20 protein-coding genes are annotated in these 17,571 nt (G+C 34.0%); 11 read left to right on the top strand and 9 right to left on the bottom strand.

Features of this window, described 5'->3' with window-relative positions:
• Nucleotides 1-203: 203 nt before the first annotated feature.
• Together PLI06_09010 and PLI06_09005 are read left to right on the top strand one after the other, a co-directional pair.
• The gene (locus PLI06_09010; protein ID HOI77732.1) at nucleotides 204-968 is read left to right on the top strand and encodes an ABC transporter ATP-binding protein; all 765 of its coding nucleotides are present in this window, start codon (nucleotides 204-206) and stop codon (nucleotides 966-968) included.
• Entirely contained in the window at nucleotides 932-2,038 is a 1,107-nt protein-coding gene (locus PLI06_09005; GenBank protein HOI77731.1) for a SufD family Fe-S cluster assembly protein, read from the top strand. Before PLI06_09010 ends, PLI06_09005 begins: the two co-directional genes overlap by 37 nt.
• Nucleotides 2,039-2,042: 4 nt before the next feature.
• Here the strand turns inward: PLI06_09005 and PLI06_09000 are convergent, their stop codons facing one another.
• From PLI06_09000 to PLI06_08990, 3 genes are all read right to left on the bottom strand, one after another.
• A complete protein-coding gene (locus tag PLI06_09000) occupies nucleotides 2,043-3,479 on the bottom strand; it encodes a TrkH family potassium uptake protein (protein ID HOI77730.1) in 1,437 nt (478 codons plus the stop codon).
• Between the two features lie 60 nt (nucleotides 3,480-3,539).
• The gene (locus PLI06_08995) at nucleotides 3,540-4,928 is read right to left on the bottom strand and encodes a TrkH family potassium uptake protein (protein HOI77729.1); all 1,389 of its coding nucleotides are present in this window, start codon (nucleotides 4,926-4,928) and stop codon (nucleotides 3,540-3,542) included.
• A gap of 121 nt (nucleotides 4,929-5,049) precedes the next feature.
• A complete protein-coding gene (locus PLI06_08990) occupies nucleotides 5,050-5,763 on the bottom strand; it encodes a type 1 glutamine amidotransferase (protein ID HOI77728.1) in 714 nt (237 codons plus the stop codon).
• Between the two features lie 73 nt (nucleotides 5,764-5,836).
• On the opposite strand from PLI06_08990, the gene PLI06_08985 reads away from it, so the two are divergent.
• Nucleotides 5,837-6,220 carry a RidA family protein gene (locus tag PLI06_08985; GenBank protein HOI77727.1) on the top strand — a complete coding sequence of 128 codons (384 nt, stop codon included), beginning with the start codon at nucleotides 5,837-5,839 and terminating at the stop codon, nucleotides 6,218-6,220.
• Between the two features lie 4 nt (nucleotides 6,221-6,224).
• Here the strand turns inward: PLI06_08985 and trkA are convergent, their stop codons facing one another.
• Nucleotides 6,225-7,553 carry a Trk system potassium transporter TrkA gene (gene trkA / locus PLI06_08980; GenBank protein ID HOI77726.1) on the bottom strand — a complete coding sequence of 443 codons (1,329 nt, stop codon included), beginning with the start codon at nucleotides 7,551-7,553 and terminating at the stop codon, nucleotides 6,225-6,227.
• Between the two features lie 56 nt (nucleotides 7,554-7,609).
• Entirely contained in the window at nucleotides 7,610-8,419 is an 810-nt protein-coding gene (locus tag PLI06_08975; protein HOI77725.1) for a 4Fe-4S binding protein, read from the bottom strand.
• A 115-nt stretch (nucleotides 8,420-8,534) separates the two neighbouring features.
• Here PLI06_08975 and PLI06_08970 point away from each other — a divergent pair, with 115 nt between their 5' ends.
• The gene (locus PLI06_08970) at nucleotides 8,535-8,807 is read left to right on the top strand and encodes a hypothetical protein (protein HOI77724.1); all 273 of its coding nucleotides are present in this window, start codon (nucleotides 8,535-8,537) and stop codon (nucleotides 8,805-8,807) included.
• Between the two features lie 11 nt (nucleotides 8,808-8,818).
• Here PLI06_08970 and PLI06_08965 read toward each other — a convergent pair whose 3' ends face one another.
• Nucleotides 8,819-9,457 (bottom strand): TetR/AcrR family transcriptional regulator, encoded by a 639-nt coding sequence (locus tag PLI06_08965; GenBank protein ID HOI77723.1) that lies wholly within the window; start codon nucleotides 9,455-9,457, stop codon nucleotides 8,819-8,821.
• Between the two features lie 152 nt (nucleotides 9,458-9,609).
• On the opposite strand from PLI06_08965, the gene PLI06_08960 reads away from it, so the two are divergent.
• Both PLI06_08960 and PLI06_08955 read left to right on the top strand, forming a co-directional pair.
• Nucleotides 9,610-10,182: a DUF2179 domain-containing protein gene (locus PLI06_08960; protein HOI77722.1), complete on the top strand. Its 573-nt coding sequence runs from the start codon at nucleotides 9,610-9,612 to the stop codon at nucleotides 10,180-10,182.
• Nucleotides 10,183-10,213: 31 nt separating this feature from the next.
• Nucleotides 10,214-10,636: a DNA-binding protein gene (locus PLI06_08955; protein ID HOI77721.1), complete on the top strand. Its 423-nt coding sequence runs from the start codon at nucleotides 10,214-10,216 to the stop codon at nucleotides 10,634-10,636.
• On the opposite strand, the gene PLI06_08950 is transcribed toward PLI06_08955, so the two are convergent.
• Both PLI06_08950 and PLI06_08945 read right to left on the bottom strand, forming a co-directional pair.
• Nucleotides 10,629-11,210: a class I SAM-dependent methyltransferase gene (locus PLI06_08950; GenBank protein HOI77720.1), complete on the bottom strand. Its 582-nt coding sequence runs from the start codon at nucleotides 11,208-11,210 to the stop codon at nucleotides 10,629-10,631. The two genes, PLI06_08955 and PLI06_08950, sit on opposite strands and share 8 nt — an antisense overlap.
• 128 nt (nucleotides 11,211-11,338) lie before the next feature.
• On the bottom strand, nucleotides 11,339-12,277 hold the full coding sequence (locus PLI06_08945) for a hypothetical protein (protein HOI77719.1): 939 nt from the start codon (nucleotides 12,275-12,277) through the stop codon (nucleotides 11,339-11,341).
• Between the two features lie 72 nt (nucleotides 12,278-12,349).
• Here PLI06_08945 and PLI06_08940 point away from each other — a divergent pair, with 72 nt between their 5' ends.
• The 3 genes from PLI06_08940 to truD are packed head-to-tail and all read left to right on the top strand — an operon-like array spanning nucleotide 12,350 to nucleotide 15,010.
• Nucleotides 12,350-13,192, top strand: coding sequence for a hypothetical protein (locus PLI06_08940; GenBank protein HOI77718.1), 843 nt, complete (start codon nucleotides 12,350-12,352; stop codon nucleotides 13,190-13,192).
• An 8-nt stretch (nucleotides 13,193-13,200) separates the two neighbouring features.
• Nucleotides 13,201-13,854: a hypothetical protein gene (locus tag PLI06_08935; protein HOI77717.1), complete on the top strand. Its 654-nt coding sequence runs from the start codon at nucleotides 13,201-13,203 to the stop codon at nucleotides 13,852-13,854.
• A gap of 10 nt (nucleotides 13,855-13,864) precedes the next feature.
• On the top strand, nucleotides 13,865-15,010 hold the full coding sequence (gene truD / locus PLI06_08930; protein HOI77716.1) for a tRNA pseudouridine(13) synthase TruD: 1,146 nt from the start codon (nucleotides 13,865-13,867) through the stop codon (nucleotides 15,008-15,010).
• Here truD and PLI06_08925 read toward each other — a convergent pair.
• Complete coding sequence (locus PLI06_08925) at nucleotides 14,991-15,482, bottom strand: multiprotein bridging factor aMBF1 (GenBank protein HOI77715.1); 492 nt, start codon at nucleotides 15,480-15,482, stop codon at nucleotides 14,991-14,993. The genes truD and PLI06_08925 overlap by 20 nt on opposite strands.
• Nucleotides 15,483-15,655: 173 nt before the next feature.
• On the opposite strand from PLI06_08925, the gene pan reads away from it, so the two are divergent.
• Together pan and PLI06_08915 are read left to right on the top strand one after the other, a co-directional pair.
• Nucleotides 15,656-16,864: a proteasome-activating nucleotidase gene (pan, locus tag PLI06_08920; protein ID HOI77714.1), complete on the top strand. Its 1,209-nt coding sequence runs from the start codon at nucleotides 15,656-15,658 to the stop codon at nucleotides 16,862-16,864.
• Between the two features lie 570 nt (nucleotides 16,865-17,434).
• A complete protein-coding gene (locus PLI06_08915; GenBank protein HOI77713.1) occupies nucleotides 17,435-17,569 on the top strand; it encodes a hypothetical protein in 135 nt (44 codons plus the stop codon).
• The last annotated feature ends 2 nt before the right edge of the window (nucleotides 17,570-17,571 follow it).

The following is a 17,571-nucleotide window of genomic DNA, read 5'->3' as shown; positions in this document are numbered from 1 at the left end:
ATAAACGCATATAACTACTGGTTTACCTCTTATTTTGTCATTCCTGTTTTCTTCTAGAGATGCATAGAATGAGTCAAGGTCAACATGCATTATTATCCTTTTCATTGAAATAAATTTGATTTTAGATGATATAATGCTTATCCTTATAATTCTTAATAGCAACAAATAAATAGCCTTCCCATATTTACCTATCAGGGATTATTATGTTGAGAGTTGTAAATCTTGGGGCCGAAGTCGAGGGCAACCCTATACTTGATCATGTGAATTTGTACATAAAAGAAGGTCAAACTTATGTTCTTTTTGGGCCAAATGGTAATGGAAAGACATCCCTTTTAATGACTTTAATTGGAAATCCTGCATTCAAAGTAACATATGGCAGGATTATGTTTAAGGGCCAGGATATAAACGACCTGTCAACTGATCAGAGAGTTAAGATGGGGATGGGAATTAGTTTTCAGAACCCTCCAAAAGTCAGCGGTTTAAAGCTAATTGATATGTTGCTTAATTGTGCAAAGCAGAGTGGTACAGACCAGAATAAGATTTATGAGTATGCTCAGATGCTTAATATGGAAAAATTCCTCAACAGAAGCGTAAACGTTGGATTTTCTGGAGGAGAAGTAAAACGTTCTGAAGTGCTTCAGCTTTTGACTTTAAATCCAGATTTAGTATTATTCGATGAGCCTGACAGCGGAGTTGATTTAGATAATATCGCCATAATTGGAAGTGCAATGGGAGATTTACTCCACAGAAAAAAAAATAAGGATGAAAGGAAAAAATCAGGCCTTATTATTACGCATCAGGGCCATATCCTTGATTATGTTGATGCAGACTACGGACTAATACTTTACAAGGGCATGATTGCATGCATGGGTGATCCGTATGAAATGCTTGATGAGATAAGTAAAAAAGGTTACGAGGGGTGTGTTGAGAAATGCCTGAAAGGATTCCAAAACTCGAGAAGGATGTAAAGGATAAGCTGGAAAAAGTCGGAATCGAAATGGATAAAGAAAAGCGATCGGCAATATTCCTTCAGGTAGATCAGAAAGTTGAGACTTCTTCAAGTTTCGCATCTGGTATAGAAATGATTGGTATTAAACAAGCACTTGAGAAATATGATTGGCTTCATGATTACTTTTGGAAAGTAGTTTCTAGAGACAAGGACGAATATACAAAAGAAGTAGATGTTGAAGATGTAAATGGATATTTTATCAGAGCTCTTCCAGGAACAAAGGTAAACTTTCCAGTCGAGGCTTGTCTCTATTTAAAATCACCTAAGAAACAGAAAGTGCACAATATTATAATTGCTGAAGAAAATTCTGAACTAAATATAATCTCTGGTTGTGCCTCACACCCTGGACTTACAACAGGCATGCATCTTGGAATATCTGAATTCTATGTCAAAAAGAACGCTAAATTGTCCTTTACTATGATCCATAACTGGGAGAGCAACATTGAAGTTAGGCCACGAAGTGCCGCTATCGTTGAAGAAGGTGGAACTTACATAAGTAACTATATCATCATGAATCCAGTAAAGATAGTCCAAATGTACCCTACAGTACATCTAAATGGTGATAATTCCACGGCAATAATGAGTAGTGTGATAGTAGCAATGGAAAACTCCATAGTTGATACAGGAAGTCGTGTTATAATCAAAGGGAAAGGTTCCAGTGCCGAAATACTTTCTAGAGCTATCAGCAAGGGCGGCACTATTTACTCTAGGGGAGATATAGTTGGAGAATCTCCTGACGCAAGAGGGCATCTAGAATGCATGGGAATGATGCTATCTGAGAAAGGTAGCATAATTGCAATTCCTGAATTAGAGGCAAAGCATCCAAATGTTGACTTAAGTCATGAAGCGGCTATTGGAAAGATTGCAGAAGAAGAAATTTTCTACCTAATGTCGAGAGGATTTACCAGAGATGAAGCGACTGCAGCAATAGTCAGAGGTTTTTTGGATATAGAAATCAAAGGATTGCCTCCCGCATTAAAGAAAAAAATAGACGAAGCCATAAATCTTGTCGAGAAAGAACTAATTTAATTTTTTATTCTTTCCAAAAATCAGGCACAAAAAGAACCATCACTGTGAATATTTCAAGCCTTCCAACCCACATGCAGAATGTTAAAACTACTTTGATTAAATCAGGTAGCAATGCATATGTATACATTGGGCCAACAAGCCCTAGGCCAGGCCCAACGTTTGCTTGTGTCGCAGCAACGCTTGAGATGGCAGTTATCATATCAATTCCATATGCGGTAACTATTAGAGTTGAAACAATAAAAATTGTCATGTATCCTATGAAAAATCCCATGACTCCTTTTAGAACATCATCCGGAATAGTATCTTCCCCTACTTTTATTGATAAAATTGCATTTGGATGTACGAATTGATATATCTCTCTGTAAAAATATTTTAATATAATAAGTATCCTAATGTTTTTGATCCCACCACCAGTTGAACAAGCGCAACCTCCAATGAACATAAGAACGAGTAATATAACTCTTGAAAGAGAAGGATATGCATCAAAATTACTCGTTGTAAATCCCGTAGTGGTCATTATACTAACAGCTTGAAAAGAAGAGTATCTAAAAGCATCACTTAAACTATTAAAAACACTGTATCTTAGATCTGCAGTCATTACAAGAATCGACCCCAATAAAACTATAACATAAAAAATAAACTCTTTATCTTTGAAATAATTTAATTTTCCCTTCAATGCAGCGTAATGCAACATAAAATTCGCACCCGATAAAAACATAAAAAAAGTGATAACAGCTTCAATAAAGGGGCTATTATAATAAGCAACACTTGCGTTTCTAGTTGAAAATCCACCTGTTGCGAGGGTACAGAATGTGTGACATGAAGCATCGAAAAATCCCATACCTCCTGCTACCAAAAGGATTATTTCCGCACCAGTAAAAATAAGGTATACGCCATAAAGAATTTTTGCAGTTTCTCTTATTTGTGGTTTCAATTTGTCAAGTTTAGGCCCTGGAGATTCTGCATTAAACATTTGCATTCCACCTATAGAAAGGGCAGGAAGGATTGCTACAGCAAGAACAATGATTCCCATGCCACCAATCCATTGTGTCATTGACCTCCAAAAAAGGATGGATTTTGGTAAAACGTCAATATTCATTATAACGGTGGCTCCTGTTGTAGTGAATCCTGACATTGTTTCAAAATATGCATCAAGATACCCTAAAGTTCCAGAAAGAAAAAATGGTAGTGCACCAAAGGCAGAAAATGCTGCCCATCCTAGTGATACCACGCCTAGCCCCTCAATAAGTCTTAATCCTTCGTCGTTAGTTTTAATTCTACTTAAACCATATCCTGAAAATAAAGTAAGTGTTATGCAAGCAATAAAAACAAGAAACTCTTTCTCCCCATAATAAAATGCCCATATTAGTGGAAATATCATTGAAACGCCTATCATCATAAGCAGTCTTCCTATAATCTTTAGAACAGTTCTACTTCGCATCGATAGACCTCAATGAAATCAAAATACCTTATTTTTCTTTATTTCATTGACTTATTAAATTTACTCTTTCCAGTAACTTGGAATAAATAATACGAAAAGAGTAAATAGTTCAAGTCTACCGGCGAGCATGCAGAAGCACAATACAAGCTTTGCGAATGATGGTAAGAAACTGTATGTTACCATAGGCCCAACTAGGCTAAATCCAGAACCTACTCCGCCTAAAGTAGCTGCAACAGAAGAAATAGAAGTTAAGAAATCATTACCAAAGGCAAGCATGATTAGGCTACATATCCCAAAAGTTACCATATAAAAAAAATAAAATCCACTTATTCCATGAAGAACTTCTTCCGATATAATCTTTCCATTGAATTTAATCTGGAATATTGCATTTGGATGAATAATTTTGTAGAGTTCTCTTAAACCCATTTTTATTAACAATAGTATTCTTATAGCTTTTATGGCACCTGCGGTTCCACCTGCACAACCCCCTATTAGCATAAGTATGAGAAGAATCAATTTTGAAAGATCGGGCCATAAATCAAAATTCGCCGTTGCATATCCCGTAGTGCTTGATATGCTTATCACATTAAAAATAGCATGCCTAAATGCGAGTAATATGTTTTCATGTAGTTGGTAAGTAATATCTAATGTTACAATAAAAATAGAAAAGGCCAAGATAGAGAGATATAACATGAATTCACTATCTTTTAGATAAGTTATCTTTCCTTTCAATGCTGCATAGTGCAGAGAGAAACTCGTTGCACCTAGAAACATAAATAGGATTATTATGCCTTCTATCAAAGGACTATTATAAAATCCAATGCTGGCATTTTTAGTTGAAAATCCTCCCGTCGCAAGTGCAGCAAAAGAATGGCATGAAGCATCGAAAAGAGACATACCTGCAATAATTAATAGAAAAATCTGAATACCTGTGAACAAAATGTATATCCCATATATAATTTTTCCAACTTCTCTAATTTGTGGTTTTAGTTTATCTAATTTTGGCCCAGATGGTTCTGATAAAAAAATCTGTCTGCCCCCGACTGAAAGGGCAGGCAATATTATCAATGCAAGAACAACTATACCAATACCACCTAACCAGTGCGTAAAAGATCTCCAAAACAAAATACATTTGGGCAATATTTCAACATTATTAATAACTGATGCGCCTGTAGTTGTAAATCCAGATATAGTTTCAAAATAGGCGTCAATAAAACTTAGATTCCCCGATAGGTAAAAAGGAAGTGCCCCAAAAATTGGTATTATTATCCAACAAAAAGAAACAACTCCAAATCCTTCAATAAGCCGTATGTCTTCTTCTTTGAATATTAATTTTAATAAAGTTCCTGTAATTAACGTAAGTAAAATGCAGATGAGAAATATATATGCTTCAGCTTCGCGATAGTATATCCCCCAAAGTAGAGGAAGTATCATTGAAATTCCTACCATTTGAAGTAGTTGCCCTAGTATGTGTAAAACTGGTTTTAGTCTCATTTAATCTACTATACCTTACTATTGTCCGTATTTATAAGATTATTTAAAAAATTCATATTGATATTAAATAATGTGTTTATTTTACCTTGATACCCGAAACATATAAAAAATTATTTATTATTCTTTTCCCATTTGATTCGTACTTTTCTCTAATTTTATTGTAATCTTTATTCAATTGAAATTTGTCTAATAATGCCAGATCTTCATCTTCTTGAATCCATGTATAAAAGAGATCAGGTGATAACTCAATATGACCTTGAAATCCATAGGCATTATCTCCATACTTGACTATTTGATTTGTGCAGTATTCCCCAGTTCCTAATAGCTTCATTTGTTGAGTTAGTTCAACTGTTTCAACGTGTAATTGAAATATATCAAATTCTGATTCAATTCCTTCAAAAATAGGATCTTTCTTCCCTTCATCTGTTAAACTCACTTTGAATATTCTATCTTTAGGATCTCTCCATCCAATTTCTTTTATTGGATTTTTTTTAACGTTACCTCCTAAAGCCTTTACCATTACTTGAAGTCCTAGGCATATCCCAAAATAAGGGATCCCTTTTGCCAAAAATTCTTTCACGCCTTTAATCTCTTTTATCATTTTTTCTGTTTCGTCATTAGCACTATCGGGGCCGCCAAAAACAAAAATTGCACCATAATCTTCAGGAGAAGGAAATGCTCTATCTTTTTCATATTCATAAATATTAAATTCAATTTTATTTTCTTCAAGAATCTCCAGTAAAAGACCCGGGCTTTCTCTTGCTATATTTTTTACTATCAAAACTTTCATATTAATTTTCAATAGAATAATTTAATAAACGTATTCACTTATACTTGACTAATTTAGGCCAGCGTGATGTGACATGAAAAAAAAGGTAGAGACTAAGAAGGCACCTACCCCTGTGGGGCCGTATTCTCAGGGAATAGTTGCAGGAGATTTTGTATTTGTTTCTGGACAAATTCCCCTCAAGAAATCTGGGGAGCTTGTTCTAAATGATATAGAAAAAGCCACAGATATTGTTCTTGATAACATTGAAGCAATTTTGAAAGAAGAAAATCTATCACTTCAAGATGTTATCAAGTCAGAAGTATATCTGAAGGATCTTAGAAACTTTGATAAATTTAACAAGATTTACGAGAAAAGATTTACATCGGGCATAATGCCATCCAGAGTTACCGTTGAAGTATCCAAACTTCCAAAAAATTCGGACATTGAAATATCCTGCATTGCATATAACAAGAATTAAAAATTTAATTTTGACCAAATAGCTCTTTTATCTTTTTAATTTTCTCTACTTTTGCAGATACTATAACCTTGTCATCCTCTTGAACGATGTCGTCTCCTCGTGGTATAATTAGTTTATTGTCTCTTACTATGATTAAGAAGAGTATCTCTTCGGGCAAAGTAATATCTCTTAAAGTTTTTCCAAGAATCTTAGCATTTTTTGTAGGGGAAAGTTCAATAATCTCAGCTTGACCAGTTGGGAGTATTATCAATGATTTAAGGCCACCCATTCTAATAAATCTCATAACGTGTTCAGCTGTAGAGACCTTTGGACTTAGGGCAATATCAACGCCCATGTCCTCAAAGAATTTAATTAGCTCTATATTTTCAACTCTTGCAATTGTTTTAAAGGCGCCCAAGTATTTACCTATCAGACAAGAAAATAGATTCAATTGGTCGTATTTTGTTAGTGAAATAAAAGCATCCACATCCCCAATTCCCTCATCTTTTAATAAAGAGAGATCCATAATGTCCCCTTTTATTACAAGAGTTTTTTGGAGAATCTTAGAGATTTCTTCGCATCTTTTTGTATCACTATCTATAAGTTTCACTGACATGCTTCTTTCAAGCATTTTTGCAAGTTGCACAGCAGTGTTACTTGCACCAACTATCATTACCTTCCTTACTCTCTGGCAGTCACTACATTTTTCTATAACATTTTCAACGAGCTTTGGTTTACCAAGTATGAAGGCTTTATCGCCCTCTTCGAATACATATTCTCCTGTTGGGATAATTGTGTCCTCGCTCTTAAGAACGGCACCTATTATAGTGCCATCTGGAAATATTTTTTCCTTTAGAGCTCTACCAATATATTTAGATTCTCTTTTGACCATGAACTCTGCCATTGTAACTTTTCCGTCGGCCAAAGCTTGAATTGCAAGAGCACTTGGAAGTTCTAATATCCTCTCGACATCGTAGGCTATGATAGTACCTGGTGAGAAGGAATAGTCTACTCCAACTTTAGTCAAATCAATATCTTCTGTGAAAGTATATTCAATCGCAATCTTTGCAACTGTTTTTCTTGTCCCAAGATTTTTTGCCGTTATACAAGATATCAAATTAACTTCAGAAGAATTAGTAACTGCTACCAAAAGATCCGCGTCCTTTGCACCAGCTTCAATAAGAATCTTAGGATTTGAGCCGTTACCTTGTATAACAAGAGCATCTATTTTTTTTGAGATTTCTTGGCATCTTGCAAGATCCTTTTCAATAACAACAACACCAATACCTTCTTCGACTAGAAGCTTTGCTATATTGAATCCAGTAAGGCCTCCCCCTACGACTATTACGTACATAAGTAACGATATGTGTCTATTTTCTATATAAAGATTTAGTATAGTTCATTCTATATTCATGATAAATCGATAGAGTTAGAGATGTTTATAATAGAATCTTCTAATGAGTTTTTACCTAAGGATATACCAATTGCGTTAAATCTACATTTTTCAACGCATCTTCCACAACCTCTGCAGTTATCATTTATCTGAGCTTTTCGATCAACGATTTTTATAGCATTTACAAAACATACTTTAGCACATTCTCCGCATCCCGTGCATTTATCTGTAACTTTTATTTCAAGTCCAGCTAATTTTGTTACCTTAGCACTGATATCCTTAGAAAGATTTGGTAGCATCATCCAAAGACAACAGCATTCACAGCAGTTACATATAGTCAACAATTTCTCTGGAGGCTTGGCTTTTAACCATACAGAATCAAGTTTATTTCGGCCAATTAAATGAACAAGACCTGCTTCACGGCATTTCTTGATGTATTCTTTTGCTTCATCTTTTGTTACCTGTTTTCCAAGTCTTGGGTCTATATTTAATGCTGCTTTGCCAAGGAACAAACAACCAAAATCTCGAGGATAATTTTCACAATTCTTGGACGTTCTGCATATACAGAAATTCATTATAACATGATGTTTTGATTTATCTATAAAATAATTTACTATTTCTGAGGGGAGCACGATTGAATCATCTTCATCTATCTTCTTGCCTATATTGATTACCTTGTCCTTTGACATGTAGAATATTCTATCTTCTTCAAAGAACATTTTAGTCATTATCTGTCCAATAATTGGTAATCTAGTAAATTTTGCAAAGAAGAACCTAAGTGGAAATAGTTTTGAAAGCATCCTAACTGTAATTGGGATATTATCCATATGTATCATTTGTCAAACTATTGATAATATTTATGCTTAAGGTCAAATAAATTTAAATCTATTGTATTCTTTTATATTTAGATAAATTTATTAACATAAAAGAAGGTGAATATTCATGTTCTCTAGGTCCAAGAGTAAAGAAAAAGTAAATCTTGAAGACGATTTGATCCATCCGATTGAAGACATCCTAACAAAGAAAAAAGACATATCAAAATCCATATTTGGACTAGCATTAATACTCTTTGTAGTTACAATTATAGAATTAATAGTTGTTTTAACGGGATTTTTTGAGTTTGGAATAATCAAGGGTGTAGTTTCAATGCTATCTCTTGTACAATTTCTAGTTGCAGTTATTTTGATTTCTATTTCATGGAAGAAGAAATGCTAAACTAAACAATATTAATCAGCTAAAGCGATTTTTAGCATCATTTTAGTTATTTCTTTCCAGGTTTTTCTTATTTCCGATATTTCTATCCCCATCTGCATTGCAGCCATGAGTCCATCCTGAAGCGAAGTTATCCCCATTGATAGGGAAAATGTATCTATGTTTTTTTTGATAATCCCTCTTTTTTTATAGCTTTCAAAATAATCGGCAATTAATTTAATTGAATCCTTATAGTATTTTGTCATCTCAGCTTTCATGAGGGGATTACTTGTCATTAGTTCAGATATGGCAAGATTAAAATCAAGAGGAGGGAATAATCTGTCTAATAAAGTTAGATTTTCAACTGATTGAGATTGTCCCATGTTGAACATTATATCAAAAAACTCATCTGTCGCGATAGCCTCAGGTGACCTTAAATTTAGAAATGATATTAACTCTTTTTGAGTATACTCAACATAGTATCTGATTACCTCTAAAAACAGTTCTTCTTTGCTAGTAAAGTACTGGTAGATAGCTCCTTTGCTGACGCCAAGGCCTTCCGCAATTTCTGACATCTTAGTTTTGTGATATCCTTTTTCAGAGAAGAACTTTACAGATTCTCTTATTATCCTGTTTTTAGCCTCTTCTCTATAGTCAGGAAAAACTTTAGGCATTGATATCAATAGACTAACTATATACCCATGTTTAAAAATATTTCGACTTAGGGGAAAAATTAATGACTTATAAGTAAGTTTTTTGTATACTATTTAATGTAACATGTAAATACTTTTATACTTATATAAATTGATATTTTCAGGGTGCTGAGATGGAAATGTTGTTTTGGGTATTACCTATCTTAATTTTTCTGGCAAGGGTGGTGGACGTCAGTCTTGGGACCATGAGGATAATATTTGTCTCAAAGAATCTTAAGAAACTTGCACCCATAGTTGGATTTTTTGAAGTTTTTATCTGGATTAATGTTATTGGCCAAGTCATGCAGAATGTCAATAGCCTAGTACACTATGTAGCGTATGCAGGGGGATTTGCAGCTGGAAATTATATTGGTATAGTCATAGAAGAGAGACTTGCAGTGGGGCACGTTATTGCTAGAATAATTACAAAAGAAAATACAGATGGCCTTATTAAATTCTTAAAAAAAGAAAGATGTGGAGTTACAATTGTTGATGCTCATGGGAAGAAGGGTGAAGTAAAGATACTATTCACAGTTATTAAAAGAAAGAAATTGGATGCAATATATGAAGCGATTGACAAATTTACTCCCGATTCTTTTGTTTCAATAGAGGACGTGAAATCTGTAAGTGATGAGGGATTTGTAGGTATTCCCCTTAAGAAGAAGAGGTTTCTTGGAACCTTTAGGGCTTTGAGAAAAGGTAAGTGAACTTTTTATACTTCTAGGTCTAATATTCTTTATGGAATATAAGAAATTTGGTAATAAATATATAGTAAGAATAGATAAGGGCGAGGAAATCGTAGACACACTGAAAAAATTTTGTGTTGACAATAAGATTAGATTAGGAACAATAACTGGACTTGGAGCAACAAATAAAGTAACAATTGGGCTTTTTGAGACTCAATCAAAAAAATATTTCTCTAAAGAATTGATTGGAAATCATGAGATTGCCCCACTTTATGGCAACATAACGACTATGAACGGAGAAATTTATTTGCATCTTCATGTAAATTTGGGAAATGAAGAGCACAAGTCATTTGCAGGGCATCTAAATTCGGCATTTGTCAGTGCAACAGTTGAAGTGATAATTGATTCAATCGAAGGGGAAGTTGAGAGAAATTTCAGTGATGAAATCGGATTGAATCTTTTGAAATTCACTTAGGTATTTTCTTTGATATGTACGCAGTAAAATTATCACCTATTGAATAGCTATCAAGTAGTTTAAAGTTTGTTTGATCCAATAGCTCATTCACTTGTAATTTACTAAGCCTATCTTTTATGGGTGGCCCTTTTTCTGTTTCTTTCTTCTGCCATTCTATAACACAAAGTTTTCCTTGAGTTTTTAGAACCTTGTTTGTTTCTTTTAAGAAGATTACTTTGTCGTCGACCTCATGGAGAACATTTGACATTAAAGCAAATGTACCTATCTCAGAATCAATTTTAAAGTCGTAATCTTTTGTGAGGATTGGCAATATATTTTTTATTTTCTTGTCAATTATTCTTCTATTAAGTTCTTCCAACATTTCACTAGATGTATCGAGTGCAAAGACTTTTCCTTTTGGCCCTATAATTATTGAAGCAGCAATAGAAAAATAACCGATTCCACATCCAATGTCTATGAAAATATCATTTTTAGTTAATCCGGCATCAATTAGTGTTTCTTCTGGGGGCAACATTTTTCTTCGTTCTGGGGAATCTAATCGATTCATGTCTTTTATGTTGAATTTGTGAGCCATATCTAATTGATTTTTTAGCGAGTTAAAAAGATTATTACTTCCTTCTAATTATATAACTAGGGATCTATTTGTAAAACAAAACTGATTTTAGTATATACAATAACTTTGGTAAAATTATTAAGTTTACTTCATTTTTCTCCTTTTTTAATCAATATCTTTTGGTACACCTGATTTATTTCTTTCAACATATCTTCCATTTCTTTCTTTACTTGATCAGGTTTATTCACGTTAAAGTCAGGGTGGTACATCATATTCAATACTTTTTTTCTCTTTTTTATATCCTCAATTGAAGCATCTGGAGCACATCCGAACTGTTTCAAAAGCACTTCAAGAGAATCACTTTCTTTTTTGATTGGCTCCTCTCGTTTCTTTTCCCTTTTTTCATCATAATTCCATTTGTGATAATCCCATTTTTTCTCTTCTCTTTTCTTCTTCTCTTTGATATCAAACTCTGATTTTATGCTTTCAAAAAACTTATTTTTCCCGTAATCTTCATAGGTCAAAAGAATTTCTATATTGCCCTTACCGCTATATTTTGGAGTAAATCTTAATATGCATCTTTTTTCTTTTTCCATTTCTATTTTGCCTATGTCTGCAGATTCAATTGTTTTAATATTTGGAGAAGATCTTATCTCAACTTTGACATTTAGGGCATCGTCATCTCCAAGGTTTTTTACCTTGATGGGGATGGAGGCTATCTCTCCTTCTTTTATTTCTTCAAGGAACTCTTCTCTTAAGAATAGTTTGGGTCGCGAGTTCCTTTCTTTTAAGGTATAAAGTGGCTTTGAAGTTATTCCTTCTTCAAGGCATCTCTTGCATACTAGCCTTGAATAATTCCAGCACGATGAGCATACTTTTAGTCCACAAACAGGGCAACGTCTCTTATTCTTGGATGATTTAATTATCTTTTCACAAATTGAACATTTCTCAATTAAATTAGGCGTTATAGTCGGCGAATCTCTCTTTGAAGGCATCTTTATTCTAATTCTGCAATTTGAGCAAAGTAGGTACCTTTCATCGCCTTTGAAGACTATAGTGGCCCTGCAGTTGGGACAAAGTATCTTCATAGCACTAATTTAATAGGTAATCTTAAATATTTTTAGGAAATAATAGTAGTTAGAAGCGTATTGGTGAGAAATATGGCAAAAAATAACGACGCAAAATCTAATAAAGACCCTAAAGATCCCAAGAAAAAAGCAGGTGGGTGGAAAGGGCCGATAATAATAGTGTTGATCATAGCTCTTTTGTTTGCAGGAGTATTTTATGACGTTTATGGATTGGGAAATGATAATGTCCTTTTCCTCTTTGTAGATGAAGAGAAAGGAAATCCTGGAACTGTTGAAGTATCTTCTGTGATTATATTCTCTAACTTAAGGCCAATGGGAAGCAGCGTTGATATAGATCCACTCTCAACAACTACCGCCCTAAACTCTTTAGGGGTAAATATAAACAACTCTTTAGTGAAAACATCTGACCTAAAACAAGGGGTCGAACATGCAAAACAGATTTCTATAGGCGAATCAACAATTGATATCACAAGAGTTGTTGTAATCGATTCTGAAACATTAAAGGAGTTAGTTGATGTCGTTGGGCATGTACCTGTTGATTTTAAGCAGCAGATAAATATACTTGGTCAGGAAAGGGATATCACAGCAAAAGGTAACGTCACTGGGATAATGGCAAAACAAATTGTCCAGGGAAAGACATTTCCCATAGTTGATTCAAATACAATCAAAGACGTTCCAGAGACAAGCCTTTGGAGGGTAAAAAGCAAGATAATTGGTGAAATATCCCTAAACATGCTAGATTTGGCAAAATATGATAAACAAACAAGAAGAGATATATCCTATAAGATACTAAGATTATACAGGGAAGACAAAATAAAAGTTTATAATAAGAATATGACGCTCGTCCTGATCGATATACTACCTGAAGGTTTTGGTAGAATCATTATGGATTTTGCCGTTGATATAATAAGTTAGGAGGATTTATGCAGAAAGAAGTATTTGTAGTTGCAACATTTATTTTGGCAATAGGGCTTGCAATATCCGTATATAACATCAGCCTTCTGAGCAATCAAAACGCAGTACTTAGTCAAAGAGTAAGTACTCTAAACCAAGACGTAACAAAGCTTCAGGGACAACAGACAATTCTTGAAAACAAACTTCTTGTCCTTGAAACAGAAAAATCACAGTATGATTCAATCGTAAGGAATTATACTTTTCAAATTCAGGATTTATTAAAGAAAAATGAAGTTCTTCAGCTTCAACTACAATCGTGGGATATCCCTGTTGTATGGGTGTCAACTGAAGTCCAATGGACATCTTCAACTTTTCATCCAAGTGATAACGTAAGAATATCTTTCAGTCTTACAAATACAGCAAATGAAAATGCGCAGAACATTAGAATTTCTTTTCCTGAATCCTATATGAGGGGATTCCAAGTAGTTAGCGTATCAGATCCAAGAGTTAGACTAATCAGTAATGAAATTACTATCGATTCACTTGTTCCACGACAAACTTTAAGCTTTGATGTTGTCCTTAGGACTCAATCGCCCGGATTGTACAGTGGACCTCTAAGAGTTAGGTGGACTGGAATAGGGGATTTCTTTACTTTAACTGAAATAAGCACTCGTGTATCATAGAGCGGATTCAATGGAAATAAAGAAATATCCTGAAGATTTTCAAGTAGAGGAAGTCATAGATATAAAAAATGGAAAATACCTTGTTTTTAAAGTAAAAAAAATAAACAGGGATACCCTTGATGTCATCCACGAACTAGCTCGAAAAACTGGGATACCTTTTGGAAAATTTGGATATGCGGGACTCAAAGATAGGCATGCCGCGACTATCCAGAGTTTCTCTGTTGATATGATTTATGAAGATACTATAAGGGGTCTAGATCTAAAGGATGTAGAGTTATATGATTTCTCAAAAGGTCAAAAGATTGATATTGGAGACCTAGTAGGGAACAAATTTAATATTCTTGTGAGGGGTATTCCAGAAAATCCTGACGAGATTATAAGATCTAATATTCAACAGATAGAGAAAAACTCTGGATTTCCAAATCTTTTTGGGGAACAAAGATTTGGGGGCAATGAAGAGGTCGGCAGGCTTATTCTAAAAGGTGAGTTCAAAGAGGCAGTTGAGAAGCTATTGCTAAAAGATAATCTTGGTGAAGATCTAACTGATTTGATTAAGGAAGGGAAGTATGCAGAAGCACATGAATTATATCCAAATTTAAGAAATGAAAAACAGATTTTGGATTTTTTGTCAAAATCACCTGATTATGCTAAAGTGTTTATAGTTTTACCTCCTTCAGTTTCTTCTCTATTTGTTCATGCTTATCAGGCCAAAATATTCAATGAGGCTATTCTTGAAAGAATAAAGGAAGTTCCTTTAAATGAACCTGAGATGGGAGACCTTGTATCAATGGCAAAACAGGGTAACTACTACAGGACACAGGTAACTAAATCTAATCTTGGGCGCGTGAAGGAAGGGATGAAAAAAGGAGAGATAAATGTAATAGCGCCTTTAATTGGTTACAGCTCTTTGATTCCAAAATCTCTATTGGGAAAGTTATCAATAGAATTAATAGAAAATGATGGAATAACAAAGGAAAGCTTCCGTGTCAAAGAAGCACCATTTTTGGCATCCAATGGAGCATATAGAAATATCTTAGGTGGATATAAAGATCTTTCTTATACTCTTGAAGAGGACGGAACAAGATTTAAGTTCTTTCTCTACAAGGGAGAATATGCAACAGTTTTTTTGAACTACCTTACTTCTTCTTTATCTTGATTATATCGCCTATTGTTGTTTCCTTTAAGTTTTGTTTTGATTTAGATATATCAATGCCTTCGTCTGACTTTTCTTTGAGCTTTATATCTAGAATTTTTTCAATTTTCTGGATAAGTTCGTTAGATAGAGCGAAACCTTCTGTTTCAATATGGTGAATAATGGATTCTTTTTCATTCATTTTTCTGGCAAGGTCCTTCTGTGACCAACCCTTTGCTTCTCGAGCATCCTTTATAACAAGGTGATAGTCGTCTACTAGTGTGTATTCTTCTTTTGTTCTAGTAGGTCCACCTATTCTTGGTTTTGAAGGCAATACAACACCATCTGAGCCCATGGCACCTTTCCCAAATTTTGACCAACTCTGTCGGTCTGTTCCAAATCTAGAACATTTATCGCAAACCTTTACACTAGCGCCTTCAACTCTTACGTTAAAGACTTTTCCTTGTATGGTCTTGCCACATATTTCGCATATCATCTTATCAACAGTTGTTCAAATTGAACATTTATAAGGGTTTTGAGCTTTGATTAATTCTTGGAGATGGTAATCATTATTGTAAGTTTTTTTTTAAATATTTCTCATAATAATGACACTCAATGTAGAAAGATTTATAAAGATGTGAAATCTAATACATCTTGTTTGGGGTGCTAATGGTGGACAGTAGTATTAAGTATCGGACAAAAAGACTTGACGAAGAAGATGTTTATGAAAATGATGCTCAATATAATGATAAGGTAATAGAACGATTGAAACTTCTTGAAATACAAAACAGAAGCTTCATAACTGAAAAAATTAGATTAGAAAAGGAAAATGATGGCCTCAAAAAAGAGTTGGAAAGATTAAACGCGCCCCCACTGATCACAGGAGTTGTAGTTGAGGCTATAGATTCATCTAAGATTATTATTAAAAGTTCAAGCGGCCCAAAATTTGTTGTAAGTGCCTGTGCAAATGTTGATATTAAAGATCTTGTACCCGGGGCATTAGTCGCTTGTAATCAGAGAAATCTTTCAATAATGGAAGTACTACCTTCTACCAAAGATCCAGAAGTTTGTGGGATGGAAGTTCTAAATAGGACAGGGGTCACTTATTGTGAAATTGGAGGCCTAAGAGATCAAATAAACAAAATAAAAGAAACAGTAGAACTACCTCTGAAAAGACCTGAACTCTTTGATAAAGTGGGTATAGAGCCACCACACGGGGTCTTGTTGCACGGGCCACCTGGTAACGGCAAAACCTTAATTGTCAAAGCTGTTGCAAATGAAACTGATTCCACATTCATAAGGGTCGTTGGCTCTGAGTTTGTCAGAAAATATATCGGGGAAGGAGCTAGGATGGTAAGGGAAGTTTTTAATCTTGCCAGAGAAAAAGCTCCTTCGATTCTATTTATTGATGAAATTGATGCCATAGGATCAAGACGTGTTGATACTGGCATAAGTGGAGATAGGGAAGTTGCTAGAACTATGATGCAGCTTCTAGCTGAACTTGACGGTTTCGACCCAAGAGGGCAAGTTAAGATCATAGGTGCTACAAACAGAGTAGATATGCTAGATCCTGCACTTTTAAGGCCAGGAAGATTTGATAGATTAATCGAAATACCTCCACCTACAAAAGATGAATGCCTAGATATCTTTAAGATTCACTCAAGAAATATGAATATCAAGAATCTAGATTATTCTGAGATAATTAATTTAATAGATGGCCTATCTGGTGCAGAAATTAGATCGCTATGTACAGAAGCAGGGATGGCGGCCATAAGAGAAGAAAGGGATTATGTCACTTCCGAAGACTTTAAATGCTCAGTATCTAGAATTACATCATCGGAGTATCAAAGTAATTCACTAATTGGGATGTATGGATGAGGAAACCGACAGCGTCTGACTGATGATGAGAGATGGGCGGTCTGACATATTTTTTATTTTTTATTCATTTCTATAGTAAACTTTATTTACTTTAAATCCTATTATTCTAGGGGGATTATTTGAAAGGAGAGGAAATCTTAGATTTAATATTTGGTTATACTATATTTATTTTTAGTTTGGCAGCAGTATTTTTCTGCTATTATGTTGAGAACTTTATGTAAATTAGATTTCCAATTATTTTTTATTTTAAATATTGAAAAATACTATCTAAAAAAGAAAAATATCTGGAGCGAGGATAACAAAAGCATTCCACATACTATAATAGTCATAGCCACCATGATAAGTTTCTTTCTTTCCTCAGGCCTCATATAATTTTTTATTCTATTTAAGATTAAATAACTTTCTATAAGTTATTCTAAAATAAATGATTTCTTGGAATTTGATAATAAGCCCAAAAATAACTTTTTATCTATTTTTAAGTTATAATGAGCCTATAAATTAATAAAAAATAAAATATCTCACTAAGGCTTACTTTATATTGATTCGATTGGTATGCTAATTGGTGATTATATGCAGGAATACAAAAACTCAAAAAAAGTTCCTTTTCCGCTATTGATTGAAAAGGCAATAGAACATGCAAATGCTGAAAAAAATGATAAGAATTTTGTCTTATCAAACCTATTTGTAGAATTAGCTAAAGTATAAAA

The organism is Methanofastidiosum sp. (genome assembly GCA_035362715.1).
In the GTDB taxonomy this organism is placed as follows: domain Archaea; phylum Methanobacteriota_B; class Thermococci; order Methanofastidiosales; family Methanofastidiosaceae; genus Methanofastidiosum.
This window is presented reverse-complemented; position numbering and strand designations above follow the sequence as displayed.

Excerpts from the sequence above, each read along its gene's own strand:
- PLI06_08925 (HOI77715.1), bottom strand. The coding sequence starts at position 15,482 with ATGATATGCGAAATATGTGGCAAGACCATACAAGGAAAAGTCTTTAAC.
- PLI06_08965 (HOI77723.1), bottom strand. The coding sequence starts at position 9,457 with ATGCCTAAAGTTTTTCCTGACTATAGAGAAGAGGCTAAAAACAGGATA.
- PLI06_09010 (HOI77732.1), top strand. The coding sequence starts at position 204 with ATGTTGAGAGTTGTAAATCTTGGGGCCGAAGTCGAGGGCAACCCTATA.
- PLI06_08915 (HOI77713.1), top strand. The coding sequence starts at position 17,435 with ATGCAGGAATACAAAAACTCAAAAAAAGTTCCTTTTCCGCTATTGATT.
- PLI06_08945 (HOI77719.1), bottom strand. The coding sequence starts at position 12,277 with ATGAAGATACTTTGTCCCAACTGCAGGGCCACTATAGTCTTCAAAGGC.
- PLI06_08935 (HOI77717.1), top strand. The coding sequence starts at position 13,201 with ATGCAGAAAGAAGTATTTGTAGTTGCAACATTTATTTTGGCAATAGGG.
- PLI06_08995 (HOI77729.1), bottom strand. The coding sequence starts at position 4,928 with ATGGTAGGAATTTCAATGATACTTCCTCTACTTTGGGGGATATACTAT.
- PLI06_08950 (HOI77720.1), bottom strand. The coding sequence starts at position 11,210 with ATGGCTCACAAATTCAACATAAAAGACATGAATCGATTAGATTCCCCA.
- pan (HOI77714.1), top strand. The coding sequence starts at position 15,656 with ATGGTGGACAGTAGTATTAAGTATCGGACAAAAAGACTTGACGAAGAA.
- PLI06_08940 (HOI77718.1), top strand. The coding sequence starts at position 12,350 with ATGGCAAAAAATAACGACGCAAAATCTAATAAAGACCCTAAAGATCCC.
- PLI06_08960 (HOI77722.1), top strand. The coding sequence starts at position 9,610 with ATGGAAATGTTGTTTTGGGTATTACCTATCTTAATTTTTCTGGCAAGG.
- PLI06_08955 (HOI77721.1), top strand. The coding sequence starts at position 10,214 with ATGGAATATAAGAAATTTGGTAATAAATATATAGTAAGAATAGATAAG.
- PLI06_08990 (HOI77728.1), bottom strand. The coding sequence starts at position 5,763 with ATGAAAGTTTTGATAGTAAAAAATATAGCAAGAGAAAGCCCGGGTCTT.
- PLI06_08985 (HOI77727.1), top strand. The coding sequence starts at position 5,837 with ATGAAAAAAAAGGTAGAGACTAAGAAGGCACCTACCCCTGTGGGGCCG.
- truD (HOI77716.1), top strand. The coding sequence starts at position 13,865 with ATGGAAATAAAGAAATATCCTGAAGATTTTCAAGTAGAGGAAGTCATA.
- trkA (HOI77726.1), bottom strand. The coding sequence starts at position 7,553 with ATGTACGTAATAGTCGTAGGGGGAGGCCTTACTGGATTCAATATAGCA.
- PLI06_08970 (HOI77724.1), top strand. The coding sequence starts at position 8,535 with ATGTTCTCTAGGTCCAAGAGTAAAGAAAAAGTAAATCTTGAAGACGAT.
- PLI06_08975 (HOI77725.1), bottom strand. The coding sequence starts at position 8,419 with ATGGATAATATCCCAATTACAGTTAGGATGCTTTCAAAACTATTTCCA.
- PLI06_09005 (HOI77731.1), top strand. The coding sequence starts at position 932 with ATGCCTGAAAGGATTCCAAAACTCGAGAAGGATGTAAAGGATAAGCTG.
- PLI06_09000 (HOI77730.1), bottom strand. The coding sequence starts at position 3,479 with ATGCGAAGTAGAACTGTTCTAAAGATTATAGGAAGACTGCTTATGATG.